The sequence below is a fragment of the Specibacter sp. AOP5-B1-6 genome (genome assembly GCF_052376555.1).
GTDB lineage: Bacteria > Actinomycetota > Actinomycetes > Actinomycetales > Micrococcaceae > Specibacter.
This window is the reverse complement of record NZ_JBQSVT010000011.1, coordinates 55,295-66,933: the sequence shown is the minus strand read 5'-3', so window position 1 is coordinate 66,933 and position 11,639 is coordinate 55,295. Positions and strand designations below refer to the sequence as shown.

The 11,639-nt window shown below is 65.3% G+C and carries 11 protein-coding genes; 7 read left to right on the top strand and 4 right to left on the bottom strand.

The features are described from left to right. The first annotated feature begins 253 nt into the window (after positions 1-253). Genes ACT3TS_RS07670 through ACT3TS_RS07650 form a run of 5 tightly spaced genes read left to right on the top strand, consistent with a single transcriptional unit; the run spans position 254 to position 3,837 of the window. Positions 254-1,090: a hypothetical protein gene (locus ACT3TS_RS07670; RefSeq protein ID WP_444530913.1), complete on the top strand. Its 837-nt coding sequence runs from the start codon at positions 254-256 to the stop codon at positions 1,088-1,090. Continuing rightward, on the top strand, positions 1,087-2,526 hold the full coding sequence (locus ACT3TS_RS07665) for a hypothetical protein (RefSeq protein WP_444530912.1): 1,440 nt from the start codon (positions 1,087-1,089) through the stop codon (positions 2,524-2,526). The genes ACT3TS_RS07670 and ACT3TS_RS07665 overlap by 4 nt, the downstream gene beginning before the upstream one ends. Positions 2,527-2,572: 46 nt before the next feature. Further along, positions 2,573-2,950, top strand: a complete 378-nt coding sequence (locus tag ACT3TS_RS07660) for a hypothetical protein (protein ID WP_444530911.1) — start codon at positions 2,573-2,575, stop codon at positions 2,948-2,950. Further along, a complete protein-coding gene (locus ACT3TS_RS07655) occupies positions 2,940-3,425 on the top strand; it encodes a hypothetical protein (protein WP_444530910.1) in 486 nt (161 codons plus the stop codon). The genes ACT3TS_RS07660 and ACT3TS_RS07655 overlap by 11 nt, the downstream gene beginning before the upstream one ends. 31 nt (positions 3,426-3,456) lie before the next feature. Continuing rightward, entirely contained in the window at positions 3,457-3,837 is a 381-nt protein-coding gene (locus ACT3TS_RS07650; protein ID WP_444530909.1) for a hypothetical protein, read from the top strand. On the opposite strand, the gene fdhD is transcribed toward ACT3TS_RS07650, so the two are convergent. Beyond that, positions 3,834-4,667 (bottom strand): formate dehydrogenase accessory sulfurtransferase FdhD, encoded by an 834-nt coding sequence (gene fdhD, locus ACT3TS_RS07645; protein ID WP_444530908.1) that lies wholly within the window; start codon positions 4,665-4,667, stop codon positions 3,834-3,836. The two genes, ACT3TS_RS07650 and fdhD, sit on opposite strands and share 4 nt — an antisense overlap. A 65-nt stretch (positions 4,668-4,732) precedes the next feature. Here fdhD and ACT3TS_RS07640 point away from each other — a divergent pair, with 65 nt between their 5' ends. Further along, entirely contained in the window at positions 4,733-7,060 is a 2,328-nt protein-coding gene (locus ACT3TS_RS07640; RefSeq protein ID WP_444530907.1) for an FdhF/YdeP family oxidoreductase, read from the top strand. A gap of 92 nt (positions 7,061-7,152) precedes the next feature. On the opposite strand, the gene ACT3TS_RS07635 is transcribed toward ACT3TS_RS07640, so the two are convergent. Further along, positions 7,153-7,830: a TetR/AcrR family transcriptional regulator gene (locus ACT3TS_RS07635; RefSeq protein ID WP_444530906.1), complete on the bottom strand. Its 678-nt coding sequence runs from the start codon at positions 7,828-7,830 to the stop codon at positions 7,153-7,155. 91 nt (positions 7,831-7,921) lie between these two features. Between ACT3TS_RS07635 and ACT3TS_RS07630 the strand changes: the two genes are divergently transcribed. Continuing rightward, on the top strand, positions 7,922-9,370 hold the full coding sequence (locus ACT3TS_RS07630) for a DHA2 family efflux MFS transporter permease subunit (RefSeq protein ID WP_444530905.1): 1,449 nt from the start codon (positions 7,922-7,924) through the stop codon (positions 9,368-9,370). Between the two features lie 89 nt (positions 9,371-9,459). Here the strand turns inward: ACT3TS_RS07630 and ACT3TS_RS07625 are convergent, their stop codons facing one another. Together ACT3TS_RS07625 and ACT3TS_RS07620 are read right to left on the bottom strand one after the other, a co-directional pair. Further along, positions 9,460-10,356 carry an alpha/beta hydrolase family protein gene (locus ACT3TS_RS07625; protein ID WP_444530904.1) on the bottom strand — a complete coding sequence of 299 codons (897 nt, stop codon included), beginning with the start codon at positions 10,354-10,356 and terminating at the stop codon, positions 9,460-9,462. Further along, a complete protein-coding gene (locus ACT3TS_RS07620) occupies positions 10,347-11,633 on the bottom strand; it encodes a molybdopterin molybdotransferase MoeA (protein WP_444530903.1) in 1,287 nt (428 codons plus the stop codon). Before ACT3TS_RS07620 ends, ACT3TS_RS07625 begins: the two co-directional genes overlap by 10 nt. Between the last annotated feature and the right edge of the window lie 6 nt (positions 11,634-11,639).

The following is an 11,639-nucleotide window of genomic DNA, read 5'->3' as shown; positions in this document are numbered from 1 at the left end:
CTTCCTCCCACCCCCGCCCCGCCCCGCCGTCTTGGATCGAGTTTGCAGTTGTTGGACCGGATAGCGCTCTCCCGCGCCATTTGCGTCCAACAACTGCAAACTCGAATTCAGTGGGCGGGCTGGCCTGAGCTGCGAAAGGCGGGCATGGGCAGTGCGCCCCATCGCCGACCGGGCCATAGTGACGTAACTTGGTACGAAGTTGATCCCAGCGCCCGTTGTCCGGGCCGTCCCGACCTTGCCTCAGGGGAATTTCATGACCGAACCAGCCACACCGCGCCCCATCGTCCTGCGCCGCCTCCAGCTCAGCACCGCCGCCTGGCAGCTGCTGTGCGAATCGACCAGTGCCACGCTGGGCCTCCCCGCCACCCCACCGGCCGAAGGCGCCGAGGCCCCCGCCGACCTCAGTGACGAAGCCGCCGCAGCGGGCTGGTCAGAGCTGAACAAGCTCGACATGTCCCCCGCGCCGGGCGAGGTGAAGCGGCAGTGGACGGGCGCCGTCGCACTTCTGTTGACCGCGCCCATCACCGTCACGGCCCGCGCCACCTACAACGGCGTCAGCACCACGAGCGTCCTGGGCCTGCGTGCCGGGCGCGGGCTGGCCGCCCACCAGCGGCACCTGTCCGAGCGGGAGGGGCAGGGCACTGTCATTACCGGCAGCGAGGACAGCATGGAAATCACGCTTTTTGACGAGGAAAACGTGTGGGGCGCAACTGCCCGGCTGCTGCCGCCGCTCGACGTCGTCCGCGCAGCCGCGAAGGCCGCTCCCCTTGACGCCGTGCCCGCCGTGATTGTCGACGCCGGCACCGATCCGGCAACCCTGCCGGAACCGGCGGCCAGGCTCGTCACCCACGAGGACGCCAACATCACGCTCAGTGTTGTCACAGCAGCGGAGGGGCTGCCGGCCAGGGTGTGGGCGGGCATGTGGTCGGTCAAGGGCGAGCAGCTGTATTCGGTGACGACCCGCAGCGGTGACACCCCCGAGCTGCGCCTGACCGAGGTGCCCGCCGGACACATCTCCAACGAACTTCTTTTTGCCGTGGTTGGTGCACACGAGGCATTGGCTGCGGCCGAGAAGGACGCAGCCAAATGACCGTCGGAATGCAGGGCCTTGACCCGCAGGACTGCATGGATCTGGTCAAGCTGCTGAAAAGCTCGGCCCACCAGCTGGACCGCACCGGTGCGCAACTGAACCAAACCATCGTCCGCACGGGTTGGCAGGGGCCCGACAGCCAGCGTTTCCGGTCGCAATGGCCGGGAAACCGCGCCAGGCTGAACCAAACAGCCAAGGAATTGGACAGCATCGCATCGGTGGTGCTGCGCGAAATTGCCGAGCAGGAACGCGCCAGCGCAGTGGACAATGGCGGCGGTGGCAGCCTGTGGGATGACATTGTCGACGCCGGCAAGGACCTGTGGGATGACTTCACCGACGGTGTGGGCAACGTCTGGGACGGCATCACCGACGGCGTCGGCAATGTTGTTGACACCGTCAAGGACGGGCTGGGTTGGCTTGGCCAGGAAATTCTGGCCAACCCGGTTGTCCACGCCAACCTCAACTTTCTGGGGAATCTGGGGCATCTGGCAACGATGCCCATTAGGGCCATCTTTGACGGGCCGCCTTCCACTATTGCTGTTTTGTCGTCGCTGGTCCTTGCCGCGGGGAGCGGCATTGACGCCGTTGTGACAACTGCGACGGGCGGCGCCGTGAATCCGAAATGGTTCGACGACGGACAAGTGGAAGTCGGTGATCCGGAGGCGGTGACCCGCAGCAGCGAATCTCCGCTGACGCAGCCAAGCAGTGTGGCCGCGGTTTTCGACGGAGTCCTGAGCGCCTATGCAGCCACGGACGAGAACGGCGACACGACAGCCGGTGTACGCATCGTGTCGGTCAAACAGCCCGACGGCACCAACGCCTACATCGTCAACATTCCAGGCACCGAATCCAACACGGCAAACGGAAACAGCAACCCCTTGGACTACACCAGCAACATCAGGCTTGTCTCCGGACAGTCATCCGCGGCCAGCAGGGCTGTCGCCGAAGCCATGGCAAGGGCCGGCATCCCATCAGATGCACCCGTCTTGTTGGCCGGTCACAGCCAAGGCGGCATGATCGCCCAGGAGCTGGCCACCGATCCAAGCTTTACAGGGCAATACAACGTCACCAACGTCTTGACAGCAGGCTCCCCGACTCAGCCGTACGCAATCGATCCGAACATCGACTACCTGGCGATCGCACATCCCGCTGACATCGTCCCCATGTTTGATGGTGGGGGTGCCATGAGCAACGGAACCACCTACCAACAACCGCCCAACGTCCATGTGGTCTCCACAGATAATCCGCCGTTTCCGGGCTCCATCGGCGACTTGATCCCCGCCATGCACGACCAAGCCACGTACCGGGAAGATCTGGCCCAGACAGGCAAGTACCCAGATATTGGGACCTTCGAGAACGATCCGTCTACCCAGGTTTTCATCACCGATGATCCCAGCAGAGTTTCTGCCGTGGACATTGATTTCAGCCGCAAGTAATACGACAAGGACAATCATGGTGCGCAAAATTGGTATTCTCTTGCTCGTGGGACTTTTATCCGGGCTTCTCAGCGCCTGCGGCTTCAGCAATCCGCAGAAAGCCGGTGACACATTTGTTGCCGATGCCACCGCAGCTCTGGACGCCACGCCCGGCGTCGTCACCAGCAGGGTGCGCTACACGGACCCGGGCGGCATGGGCGCCGTCATCAATGTTCGGGTCACGGCTGATCCAGCTGCCGAGCTTGAAACCGTCCTGGCCGATTCGTTGCGCGCCGTTTCAGCTTCGGCGGGATCGCTTAAGCCCGTGAGCAAGGTTGATTTTTACGTGTTCCCTGACGGCGACGAGGAGAACGGCATCCGTCCCGACACACTCGGGCTGACGCAATCCCCCACGGTGGAAGAAATTCGCAACTATGCCGGCTGATCCGGCCCTGGCGCTGGACGAAAAAGGCCGTAGAGACAGTAACTTTGGGCAAATGCGCCGCCGACTGGGATTGGTCGTTGGCGCATGCATCCTGACGGCTCTGCTGTCAGGATGCGGCGCAGTCGGGGATGGACGGACTGATAAAGCAGCGTCGGTTAAAAAGAATCTGGAATCGGCAATTTCACAAGTAACTGACGTTGCGGAGGTCACGGCGAGGTATCAGGTCATCACCGGCATGGGATCCGCAGCAACTGTGCGCATTAAGGCAGCAGCCGGGACCGAGTCACTGGAGACTGTCATGCACGATTCCCTCATTGCCTTTGCCAGCACCACTGCTGGCATGAAAACTTCCACGAATGTCTCATTCCAGGTCACTGGGCAGGGGCAGGAATACACCATTACGCCCGACGCTGTCGGGCTGCGGCAGAAGCCGTCCGCCCAGGACATCATCGATTTTGCGAACAATGCGGAGTAAGACGAAGCCGGCATCAAGGGGTTTGCCGGCCATGGCCGCAATCTTCACGCTGTTCCTGACCGGGTGCGCCGGCACCGGAGCCGGGCTGGTCAGGGACATCGACGCCGCCCTCACCTCGGTGCCGGGTGTGGAGTCGGCACACACTCAACACCACAACAGGGCAGGCATGAGCACCCGCATCAATGTTCGCATCACGTCGTCCCCCGGGGCGGAGCTGGAGACTGTTTTGGACGAATCGCTGCAGGCCTTTGCCGGCGCTTCAGGCTCCACAAGAGGCTCAATTTCAGTGGCCTACTACGTCTTCACCGACGGCGACGAGGAAAACGGCATCCGCCCCGACGCACTCGGCCTGAAGATTACCCCCACAGTGGATGAAATCCGCCACTACGCCGCCTCGGGCACCGCTGGCTAAGCCACCCGGCCGGCGTGCGTGTACACGTTCATCGTGGTGCCGCGGCTGAACCCCACCAGGGTCACCCCGGTGCTGTGCGCCAGTTCAACGGCCAGGGACGACGGCGCGCTCACGGCCGCGAGCACCGGCACCCCTGCCATCGCGGCCTTTTGCACGAGCTCAAACGAGGCCCGCCCCGATACTTGCAGCACGGTGCTGGACAGGGGAAGCTGCCGCTCCCGGAACGCCGCCCCCACGGCCTTGTCCACGGCGTTGTGCCGACCAACGTCTTCCCGCAGCGACAGCAGCTCCCCATCCGGGGCAAACAGCCCGGCTGCGTGGACGCCGCCGGTTTTTTCAAACAGTTTCTGCTGTTCCCGCAGGGTGTCGGGCAGGCCGGCCAGGACCGACGCATCAACATAGGGCTGATCGAGGGGCGCGGCCATGTCAAAATGTGAGGACTTCCGCACGCCGTCGATGGAGGCCGTCCCGCAAATTCCGCAGGCACTCGAGGTGGTGACATGGCGGTGGGCCGCCGGCAGCGGCATGGCAACATCAGGGCGCAGCTGGGCCTCCACCACGTTGAAGGTTTGCCGGCCGTTCTCATCCTCGCCGGCACAAAACCGCAGGGAAATCAGCTGCTCGGGCTCAAAAATGATGCCTTCGGAGACCAAAAATCCTGCCACCAGGTCAAAATCGTCCCCCGGCGTGCGCATCGTGACGGAGAACGACTCGTGCCCCAACCGGATCTCCAACGGCTCCTCCGCCGCCAGTGCCTCCTCCCGCACCACCCTCCGTCCGTGGGCGATGTCGATTTTTGTGGCCTTGACCCGCTGGATCAGCCGTCCCATGAAATCCTCCAAAAAAGTAAAGCGTCTAAGCTCAGACTAGATCCTCCACAGCGAAGGGAACCAATATGGCTGGCAAAGCGCCCCAAGAAAACATTGATGAGCAGAAGCTCACAGTGGGCAGCGTGCAAAAGAAGGCCGTCGGCATTCCCGGCGTTCTGCACTCCTTGGAGGTTTCACTCAAGCAAATGGGGCCGCTGCGCTCAGCTCAAACCTTGTTGCAGATCAACCAAAAGGACGGTTTTGACTGCATGGGCTGTGCCTGGCCCGAATCTGACAAGCGGCACAAGGCCGAGTTCTGCGAAAACGGGGCCAAGGCTGTCGCCGAGGAGGCGACGAAGAGGCGCGTGCCGCCGTCGTTCTTTGCAGAACACAGCGTCAGCGAGCTGCGCACCTGGGACGATTTTCGGCTGGGCCAGCAGGGACGCCTGACCGATCCCATGTACCTGGCCGAGGGCACCGACCACTACGTGCCGGTGACGTGGGAGCGTGCGCTGGGTATTTTGGCGGACGAGCTCAAGGCCCTGAAGGATCCCAACGAAGCCATTTTCTACACGTCCGGGCGCACCTCCAACGAGGCCGCGTTCCTGTACCAGCTCATGGTGCGCGGGCTGGGCACGAACAACCTGCCCGACTGCTCGAACATGTGCCACGAATCGAGCGGTTCGGCGCTGACCGAGACCATCGGCATCGGCAAGGGCTCGGTCTCCCTCGAGGACATCTACAAGTCTGAACTGATCATGATCGCCGGGCAAAACCCTGGCACCAACCACCCGCGCATGCTGACGGCGCTGGAGAAGGCCAAGAAAAACGGTGCCGTGATCGTGGCGGTCAACCCGCTCCCCGAGGCCGGGCTGATGCGTTTTGAAAACCCGCAGACCGTCCGCGGACTCGTGGGCGGCGGCACGGCGCTGGCCGATGATTTCCTGCAGATCAAGCTTGGCGGCGACCAGGCGTTGTTCCAGGGCCTGGGCAAGTTCCTGCTGGAGGAGCAGCGCCGCACGGGCTCCCCGCAGGCCGGCCGCGTGTTCGACACGGCGTTCATCGACGCCCACACCACCGGCCTTGGCGAGTATCAGGAGCAGCTCGAGCACGTCACCTGGGCCGAAATTGTCACGGCCTCCGGCCTCAGCGAGGAACAGATCCGGGCCACGGGCGAACGCCTGCTGGCGTCCAAGGCAACGGTGGTCTGCTGGGCCATGGGTCTGACACAGCACAAGCACTCGGTCGCGATGCTGCGCGACGTCGTCAACGTGCTGCTGCTGCAGGGCAACATCGGCAAGCCCGGCGCCGGCGTCTGCCCCGTCCGCGGCCACTCCAATGTTCAGGGCGACAGGACCATGGGCATCTTTGAGCGCATGCCGGCCGCGTTCCTTGACGCACTGGATGCGGAGTTTTCCTTCGCGTCCCCGCGCCCCGACGGCTTCGACACCGTCGCCGCGATCGAGGCGATGCGGGACGGGAAGGCCGGCGTGTTCCTCGGCATGGGCGGCAACTTTGTCCGCGCCACGCCTGATTCCGACGTCACCGAGGCCGCGCTGGGGCGCCTGTCGCTGACGGCGCAAATCTCCACCAAACTGAACAAGTCGCACCTGATCACGGGACGCACGGCCTTGATCCTGCCCACCCTGGGCCGCACCGAGCGCGACAGCCAGGCCACAGGCGACCAGCGCGTCACGGTCGAGGATTCCATGAGCGCCGTGCACGCCTCGCGCGGGCGGCTGGCACCGGCGTCGGACATGCTGCTCTCCGAGGTGGCGATTGTGTGTCGGCTCGCCAAGCTGCTTTTTGAAACGGACGACGGCGGGACCCGCCCGGGCGCCCCGGTCGCCGACTGGGATGCCCTGTCAGGCGACTACAGCTTGATCCGTTCCCACATTGCGGCGGTGGTTCCGGGATTTGAGGATTTTGAAACGAAGATCGAGATGCCCGGAGGCTTTGTCCTGCCGCACGGGCCCCGCGACTCGCGCACGTTCACCACGGATTCCGGGCTGGCCCACTTCACCGCCAATGAGCTGGAATACCCGAAGGTGCCCGAGGGCCGGCTGCTCCTGCAAACCCTGCGCTCCCACGACCAGTACAACACCACCATCTACGGCAAGGACGACAGATACCGCGGCATCAAGAACGGCCGCCGCGTGGTGTTTGTGAACCAAAAGGACCTTGACTCCTTCGGCATTGCCGACGGGACCATGGTTGATCTGGTCTCGGAATGGAAGGACGGTGTGGACCGCCGCGCCCCCGACTTCCGCGTCGTTGCCTACTCCACACCCGTGGGCTGTGCAGCAGCGTACTACCCGGAAACGAACGTCCTGGTGCCGCTGGATTCCAAGGCCGACGTCAGCGGGACGCCCACCTCCAAGTCCGTGGTCATTCGGCTGGAGCCCGTGGCGTAGCTGGCGGCTCCCGGCCGGCTGCCAACACCTTCGCGGGCGTGCCCGCCTTCGCCGGAGGCCCTCGCGGCAGTGGCGGAGCGGTTGATACCGCGTCAGTTGGCGCGGGGCGTTTCGTGGGCCAGGAGCAGGGGCAGCTTGGCACCCATGGTGCACTTGAGCAGCTCATCGGCGCCCGCATCCTGGCCATAGAGGTCCGTGAGGCGCAGGCTGATCAGCGTGTTCATCAGCATGCCGTGGGCGAGGAAGTCGCGTGTGACTTCCTCGCCCATGCCTGCCTCGTCGCGCAGCAGCCGATAAATGCCCACGAACCCCTCACGGGCGCGGGCCCCAATGACGGGTTCGTGCCCGGAAATGAACGACTGCATCAGCATCAAGAGAATGCCGCGGTCCTGGATGAGATCGGCATAGGCAAACGACAGCAGCGCCTTCAGGTGGGCCTGCCGGCCGGTACCCCGCTCGGGACCGAGTGCCGCCACCTTCTCCGCGAGCCGACCGCCGTCGTAATCGGCAACGACGGAACGGAAGCTGTCCATCAGTTTGCCCAGGGAACGGTCCAGCGCCTCGAGGAACAACTTCTCCTTGGTGCCGAACATCCGCACCACATACGGCTGGCTGATGCCGGCCGCCTGCGCCACCTGGGCGGTCGTGGTGCCGGCATAGCCGCGCTCGGCAAACACGGCCGTGGCCGCTTCCAGGATCAGCTCGCGGCGTTCCTGTGCGGGCATGCGCACAAGGCGGGCGGCAGGGTCCGAAACTGAAGAGATATCCATACTTGACATGTTATCAGCTGATAACTAACGTTGTTTTTTAAGTAATCACCTGATTACTTAGTGAAGCAATGCATCTCAAGAATCGAAGCACATGAAACGCCAAATCCCTGCCTGGCTGGCGATCGCCGCCGCCTCGCTGCCTGTCTTTATGGCCACCCTGGACAACCTGGTGGTCACCAACGCGCTGCCGGTCATCCACGAAGACTTGGGGGCCGGCGTCGAAGAACTGCAATGGGTGGTCAACGCCTACGCACTCAGTTTCGCCACGTTCATGCTGCTGGCCGTTGGCCTCGGCGACAGGCTCGGCCGCCGCCGCGTCTTTCTGGCCGGGCTCGCCATCTTCACCCTGGCCTCGGCCGCGGCAGCCCTGAGCCCGGACCCCACGGCGCTCATTGCCGCTCGCGCCGTCCAGGGCCTGGGTGCTGCCGCCATCATGCCGCTCTCACTGACCTTGTTGGCAGGATCGGTCAGCAGGGTCCGACGCCCCCTCGCCATTGGCATCTGGGGCGGCGTTTCCGGCCTCGGAGTGGCCGTGGGCCCGCTGATCGGCGGGGCCGTGGTGGAAGGTTGGAACTGGCAGGCCATCTTCTGGCTCAACGTCCCGCTCGGCTTCATCGCCGTGCCCCTGGTGCTGCTGGGCCTGCCCAACAGCTTCGGCGCCCGGGTCCGTGCCGACGTCGTTGGTTTGGCGCTTTCCGGAATCGGCATGCTGGGGCTGGTGTTCGGCATTGTGCGCGGCAACACGGCCGGCTGGTCCAGCCCCCAGGTGCTCGTCCCGCTGATCGGCGGCAGCGCCTTGTTGCTGGCCTTCGTCCTCTGGGAGATGCGGACGACGGCGCCACTGCTGCCCCTGCGCCTGTTCCGGGACCGCAGTTTCACGGTGGCCAACATCGTGGGCCTCACGTTCAGCTTCGGCATCTTTGGCTCGGTGTTCATCTTGATCCAGTTCCTGCAGGTGGTTCAGGGCTACAGCCCCTTGGAAGCGGGCGTGCTGACGATGCCGTGGACACTGGCACCCATGATCGTGGCCCCGCTGGCTGGCCTGCTCGCACCGCGCCTGGGCACCCGCACCCTGATGATCACCGGCCTGGCCCTGCTGACAGGCGGCATGTTCTGGCTCGCCACCGTGCTCAGCGCCACCGTCAGCTACCCGATGATGGTGCCCGGATTCCTGGCCGCCGGGATTGGCATGGGGCTGGTGTTCGCGCCCATGTCAACGGCGGTCCTGGCCAACATGCAGCACGACGACCACGCCAAGGCCTCCGGCACCAATGCCACCCTGCGTGAAGTTGGCGTGGCCCTGGGCGTGGCGGTCCTCACGGCCGTGTTCACCGGCGCCGGCGGGCAGCTCACGCCCACCGGGTTCGTGGACGCCGCCATCCCCGCCGTCTACGTTGGTGCTGCGGTCCTCGTCATTGCGACCATCTCGGCCCTGTGGCTGCCGTCGCTGATCCGGGCCAGGGAGCTTGCCGCCGCCATGCCGGATGACATGCACGACGGCGGGACGCCCGTTCCGCTGCCATCGCCAGTCAACGCCTGACCGGGACCTGCAGGAGGGTTTGCTCAAAACGCCCCGGACCTGCAGGAGGGTCTGGTCAAAACGCCCCAAACCTGCAGGAGGGTTTGGCTTTAAGGGGCGGGGCTGGTCGAGCCTGTTGCGTCTGTTGCGTCCCAGGTGCCGTCCTTCAGCCAGGCCAGGGTTTGTTCCCAGAACGTGGTTCGGTAGCGGCTGTGGAACAAGGCAAAATGGCCAAGCGTTGTTTCGCCGTAGTCCTCGGGACGCAGGTGGATGATGCGGGACGTGCTGTTGGGCGTGTAGGCGGCGGCCCTTTCCATGGCCGGAACGGTGGCGTAGGAGTCGTCGTTCGGTGCCAGGGCCAGGATGGGTGCCGTCACGGCGGCTTGGTGCGCGCGCAGGGCGTCGCGCTGGGAGCCGGCAGCCGCCGTCGTAAAGTTCTTGCGGCTGCGGGCCCAGTCTAGGGCCACACCGGCCGGGAGGTCTTCCATCACGCCCAGGCGCTTGGCGGGGAAGTAGCCGCAGACGGCAACCAACGGAACGGTGATGGCTGCCCGGCCCCAGTGGGCGGCCTTGTCCTTGAACCGCAGGTCCCGCCAGTACGCGTGTTGTGCGCCCACGGTGAGAATCCGGGAGAGGCCGGCCGCATGTTCGGCGAGCCCCACGCCGAACCCGCCAAAGCTGTGGCCCACAAGGTGCACCGGCAGCTTGGGCGACTGTTCCAACGCCCAGGCAAGCACGGTGTCGATGTCCAGGGATCCCCACTCGTGCCAGCGCACCTGTTGCCCGCGCAGCGACCCGCCGCGGGATGCCCCAATCCCCCGGTAGTCGAAGGTGACGGCCGCGAAACCGTTGTCGGCCAGGAACGCGGCGTAGCGGTGGTAGTAGTTCGCCTTGACGGCCGTGGCGCAGGCGATGACGACGGTGCCAAGCCGCTCCACGCCGTCGGGCACCTCGAAGTGGTGGCCATGCAGCGTGCGGCCGTCCGGACAGGTGAAGCTCACGTCCATGGGAGGGCCATTGCGCTGAGCGTCTCGCCCATCTTGGCGCCGTGCGGCGGGACAACCATGACGCCGTCGGCGGCTGCGAGTCCGCGCATCATGGCGGAGTCACTGTTGGCGCACGGGGACGCGAGGCCGTACACCAATTTGTACGGCATGAGGCGTGTGGGGCCCTGGTATTCCTTGATGGGCGAGCCGCAGGCCACCTCCGTGGTGGCCGGCCGGGGCAGGCTTCCCAGCCTGGCCAGCAGCGGGGTGCCGAGCGTCATGAGGCCAATCATGGCGGCCAGCGGATTGCCGGGCAGGCCCACGATGAAGCGGCCGTCGGGCAGTTCGGCCAGCAGGGTGGGGTGGCCGGGGCGCATGGCGATCTGCGGGACGTGGAAGGTGCCGCCCATTGCCGTGATGGCCTCCCGCAGAAAGTCTGCGCTTGAGTGGCCCGTGGCGCCGGTGGTGATGACGACGTCGGCCGGGTCATCCTCGTCGTCGACGAGCGCGTCGAGCATCGAGGCCAAGGTGTCCCCCGCCCGCTGCAGCCCAACAACGGAGCCGCCCAGCATGGCGACGACCGCGCCAAGCTGCGGCGAAAACGCGTCGCGGACAAAGCCGGGTTCGGGGATGCCGGAGGGCACCACTTCGTCGCCCGTGAGGACGATTTTTACGGCAGGCCTGCCAAGGACCTGGAGTTCGTCCAGGCCGCCAAGGGCTGCCAAGGAAACATGGGCGGGGTTCAAGGTGGTGCCGGCCTCGATCAACCGCTCCCCGGCCTCGGCTTCCTGGCTGGCCGGCCGGATGTGCTGGCCGTTCTTTGGTTCGCCGGGACGGGCCGCAGCGCCGCGCACCAAAACCGGCAGACCGTCGTCGTCCGTCGACAGCGTGCCGGACTCGCTGCGCAGCACCGACTTGGCACCGGGCGGCATGAGACCCCCGGTGAGAATGGGAACGGCCTGGCCAGCTGCGAGCTTGTGGCCTTTCTCGGCGATGATCCACGGCGGGCTGCCGGCAACAGCCCAGCCGTCCATGGCCGAGGAAGCGTAATGTGGCATGGCGTGGCGGGAGAAGACGTCGACGCCAAGGATCCGCCCCATGGCCGATGCGAGCGGAACGGCGTGGGCAGGCAGCGGCACGGCAACCTCCCACGCACGGTCACGGGCTTCCTGCCAGGTGTGGGGCAGGACAACGGCGGGCGTTTCCGCGGGCGTTTCCGCGGCGGCAGTTTCGACGGCGGGCGCCGAATCGTTGCCAGCTTTCCGGCCGGACGGGGCCGGGTCCACACCATCAACCATGGTGAT

What these genes read in the sequence shown, in the direction of transcription:
- ACT3TS_RS07650 (WP_444530909.1), top strand. Translation starts at nt 3,457, where the DNA reads ATGGCCGCAATCTTCACGCTGTTCCTGACCGGGTGCGCCGGCACCGGA.
- ACT3TS_RS07620 (WP_444530903.1), bottom strand. Translation starts at nt 11,633, where the DNA reads ATGGTTGATGGTGTGGACCCGGCCCCGTCCGGCCGGAAAGCTGGCAAC.
- ACT3TS_RS07665 (WP_444530912.1), top strand. Translation starts at nt 1,087, where the DNA reads ATGACCGTCGGAATGCAGGGCCTTGACCCGCAGGACTGCATGGATCTG.
- fdhD (WP_444530908.1), bottom strand. Translation starts at nt 4,667, where the DNA reads ATGGGACGGCTGATCCAGCGGGTCAAGGCCACAAAAATCGACATCGCC.
- ACT3TS_RS07630 (WP_444530905.1), top strand. Translation starts at nt 7,922, where the DNA reads ATGAAACGCCAAATCCCTGCCTGGCTGGCGATCGCCGCCGCCTCGCTG.
- ACT3TS_RS07640 (WP_444530907.1), top strand. Translation starts at nt 4,733, where the DNA reads ATGGCTGGCAAAGCGCCCCAAGAAAACATTGATGAGCAGAAGCTCACA.
- ACT3TS_RS07655 (WP_444530910.1), top strand. Translation starts at nt 2,940, where the DNA reads ATGCCGGCTGATCCGGCCCTGGCGCTGGACGAAAAAGGCCGTAGAGAC.
- ACT3TS_RS07625 (WP_444530904.1), bottom strand. Translation starts at nt 10,356, where the DNA reads ATGGACGTGAGCTTCACCTGTCCGGACGGCCGCACGCTGCATGGCCAC.
- ACT3TS_RS07670 (WP_444530913.1), top strand. Translation starts at nt 254, where the DNA reads ATGACCGAACCAGCCACACCGCGCCCCATCGTCCTGCGCCGCCTCCAG.
- ACT3TS_RS07635 (WP_444530906.1), bottom strand. Translation starts at nt 7,830, where the DNA reads ATGGATATCTCTTCAGTTTCGGACCCTGCCGCCCGCCTTGTGCGCATG.